The 3,699-nt window shown below is 45.0% G+C and carries 3 protein-coding genes; 1 reads left to right on the forward strand and 2 read right to left on the reverse strand.

All coding sequences use genetic code 11. The annotated features are described in order from the left end of the window. Window positions 1-164: 164 nt before the first annotated feature. Window positions 165-1,760, reverse strand: coding sequence for an efflux RND transporter periplasmic adaptor subunit (locus ACFE90_RS23370; RefSeq protein WP_375504765.1), 1,596 nt, complete (start codon window positions 1,758-1,760; stop codon window positions 165-167). A gap of 98 nt (window positions 1,761-1,858) precedes the next feature. Then, window positions 1,859-2,347, reverse strand: coding sequence for a hypothetical protein (locus tag ACFE90_RS23375; protein ID WP_375504767.1), 489 nt, complete (start codon window positions 2,345-2,347; stop codon window positions 1,859-1,861). A 434-nt stretch (window positions 2,348-2,781) separates the two neighbouring features. Here ACFE90_RS23375 and ACFE90_RS23380 point away from each other — a divergent pair, with 434 nt between their 5' ends. Then, complete coding sequence (locus ACFE90_RS23380) at window positions 2,782-3,669, forward strand: tetratricopeptide repeat protein (protein WP_375504769.1); 888 nt, start codon at window positions 2,782-2,784, stop codon at window positions 3,667-3,669. Window positions 3,670-3,699 lie beyond the last annotated feature (30 nt).

A 3,699-nucleotide genomic window follows, 5' to 3' on the forward strand; every position in this document is an offset into this window, starting at 1 on the left:
ACCTTTTTACTCGACAGTTGAGCCTTTTTACTCGACAGTTGAGCCTTTTTACTCGACAGTTGAGCCTTTTTACTCGACAGTTGAGCCTTTTTACTCCCCTTTCTGTTCCATTCCCTTGCTCCCTTGCCTCTTTTTAACTAAACCCTATTGATTTAAAACTCACTTTAAGGGGAACCACCAGCAGAACCACCGCCTGAACGACCTCCGCCGCCACCGCCTGAACGACCTCCGCCGCCACCGGCTCCACCACCACCACCTAGACCAGGAAAAACTCCTCCTCTTGGTGTTGATTGCGGACGCGATCCTGGTGGGAAACTGAGCAATACCCTTTCGTTTCCTGTCAATCCAGACTTAACTTCAGTAAAGTTATTCGCGCTGACACCAGTTTCAATACGAGTAAACACAGGTCTGTTATTCTTTCCTGCCACAAACACACCTGTGGCATTTTCTTGTCGCACCACCGAGGCCGTTGGCACTACTAGAACATTTTCAACTTGACCGACTTGAAAATCTACTTCCGCATTCATCCCAGATCGCAGTAACCTTTGAGGGTCTGAAAGTGATACTCTCACTTCAAAACTGGTGACGTTTTGCTCTACTATTGCTTGGGCAGCAATTTGGCTGACTTTACCTTCAAAGGTTTTTCCTGGGTAGGCATCCGCCTTAATCGAAACTTTTTGACCAAGGCTGATTTTGGAAATATTTGTTTCCGCTAAATTTGCGACAACTTCATTTGTTGAAGCTAGAGACAAGATTGAAGAAGAAGAAGAAGAAGCTACTTCACTACTAGCAGTTGTGGGTGTCACGAAGGCACCTGGATCGGCATACTTCTTTGTCACCACACCATCAAAAGGTGCGCGAATAATTGTGTCATTGATTTCGGCTTGGATATTTTGCAACGAACCGCGAGCAGATGTTACCTGGGCGCGGGCTGCGTCAATATCTTCTGGGCGCGTTCCGGCTTTTAGAAGTGCCAAAGCTTGCTGTCTTTGCTTCACCACAGCTTGGGCTTGCTCAATGTCTTCTGGACGTGACCCAGCTTTTTGTAGAGCCAGTGCTTGTTGTGCTGCATTCACAGTAGCTTGGGCGCTATCGCGATCAGCACGGCTTTGGTTGAGGGTCTGAAGGGAAATACCGCCTGCATTGTAAAGTTGTTGATTGCGCACAAGATTATCTTCTGCTTTACTTAGAGCCGCTTGAGTATTTTGTAACTGTGCCTGTGCTTGGGCAATATCTTGAGAGCGATTGCCTGCTTGTACCTTTTGTAGATTCGCCTCGGCTTCGTCTAATGCTCCCTGTGATTGACCAATATCTTGAGAGCGATTACCTGCTTGTGCCTTTTGCAGATTCGCCTCGGCTTGTGCCAGTTGTCCTTGAGCAGAGGTGAGTTGCCCCCGCAGGTTGGAATCATCCATATAAGCGACAATCTGTCCCTGTTTGACGATATCCCCTTCCTTCACCAGCAGCCTTTTCAGGATGCCTGAATTTTTCGGGCTGAGGTTAATTGACCGCTCAGGTTTCACCGTTCCATTGGCTGAAACTGTGATTGTTAAACTCTGCCTTTCTACAGGCTTTGTCAGCACCCGCCGTCTGGCTTCTTGACGGGGAGCAATCGTTACTTGGTAATAAACGGCATAACCAATTCCACCCAAAAGGCAAAGAGCAATTAGCCAAGAGAGCCAATTACGTTTCCCCTTTTTTTTCTTTACCTCTGGAACAAAAACTGATGAATCTACGGTATTTTGTGTATCAATTTTCATATAACTTCGTTTAAAAAGAACGGCTACCGAGCTAGTTATTCACGGCTAATATAGCCTGGTAGCCCTATACCAACAATGATTTTGAGTATTTTAGTGTTTTAAAGGTTTATTTGCAGTACTAATCCACTAGGAAGTCTGAAGTAATCATCATGCACTCTAACTAATCTCCCAGCAGGAACAATTTCCTGATTAGGAAGAAGAATATCCCCGTTGGGAAGTCTGAAGTAACCTTGATTACGCAGTCTGGCTATGGATCTAGCAGGAATAATTTCCCCATTGGGATATCTGATGTCACCATTACCAAGTCTGACTACTCTGTTATTGAATTGGTTGTCACGATTCCAATTATCCCGATATCTAGAGTTTCTGACTTCTACAGGATAAGGCCTGCCGTCGCGGTTCCAATTACCCCTGTCTCCATTTCTGTCTTGTCTGTAGTTGCGTCTGCCGTCGCGATCCCAACCTTGATTGCGATCGCCAACAACATAGACTTTCGTCTGGGCACTTGCAGGTGCAGTCAAGAGAGTGGGAACAATGATCAGGGCAGCAGCAGCTAAGATTATCGATATCCGGTTTGCTCTCAACATAGAATTGACTCCTTATTGTATTAAAGTTAAATTTTGCTGAGGTTTGAATTCAGCAATCTTTAGACAGTTATTTTTGTTTTGGTATGAAGGTGTTTAATATTTACCTCTTCGTATAAATTCATACATATTAATTATTGCTTAAAACGTCCAAACCGATGTATGACCAAAGTCATTAGTAATTTCAAACTGATGTATGACCAAAGTCATAAGTTTTTTTAATGGAGAGTGGGGAATGGGAAGAGGAAAAGGGACAAGGAGAATTGGAGACAAGGGGAAAGACTTGTTGCAAGTTCTCACAAGTCACCTTGTCCCCCGCCCTCTGCTCCCCTGCCTCCTACCTCCTGCCTTTCTTTGTAAGATTTTGCTACCGTCAACAGCGCAGATCGTTTAAGCTAGCTGAAAGATTCTTTGATTAGTGGCTTAAAGGCGGTAGTGTGCCTAAACATGTTGGTTTGATTTCTTTTCTAATGGTCTGTAGTTTATGGAGTATGCCAAAAGCCGCTAACGCGCAGGCATTAATACCCCATACATTGCAACTAGATGGGACAAAGTTAGAGAGGCAGGGGTTGAGCTTGGCACAGGAAGCGGCTCAACTAGCTCAGTTTCAACAGGTTGATTTAGCTTTGCCACGAGCGCGGCTGGCTAGTCAACTGGCTCCTAAGAATGATAAAGTGTGGTTGCTTTTAGGTGGATTGCAACTGCAAACTAAAGAGTTTGACGGGGCGATCGCTAGCCTGAAACAAGCGCAATCTATCAACCCTAAAAATGGTGATATTTTGTTTGCTTTAGGTTCAGCTAATTTTCAGCAGAAAAATTACCAAGCAGCTGTTGTCAATTACCAAGACGGTTTGAAGTTAAAGCCCAATGATTCAGAGGGTTTGTTTAATTTGGGTAATGCTTACTATCTGCTGGGTCGATTGCCAGATGCGATCGCGCAGTACGATACAGCAGTCTCCCACGATAAAAAATTCTGGCCGGCGATCAACAATATTGGCTTAATCAACTATGAACAGGGTAAGATTCCCGAAGCGATTAAGCAATGGCAATCGGCTGTAACCCTTGATAAGCAAGCCGCAGAGCCTTTATTGGCCTTAGCAGTGGCACTGTATACTAAAGGCGATCACCAACAAGGATTAAGCTTGGGAGAAGCCGCACTCCGCATCGATCAGCGCTATGGTAGTTTGAATTTTCTCAAAGAAAATCTCTGGGGCGATCGCCTACTGTCTGATACGAAAAAATTCTTAGAATTACCCCGTATTCAAGCAGCACTACAGCAACGAGAAAACTCATTATCAGCCCCGGAACAACAGTCTACTCAATAGGAATGGGGAGTGGGGATGAGGGAGCAGGGG

It is taken from the genome of uncultured Nostoc sp., assembly GCF_964245445.1.
In the GTDB taxonomy this organism is placed as follows: Bacteria; Cyanobacteriota; Cyanobacteriia; order Cyanobacteriales; family Nostocaceae; genus Nostoc.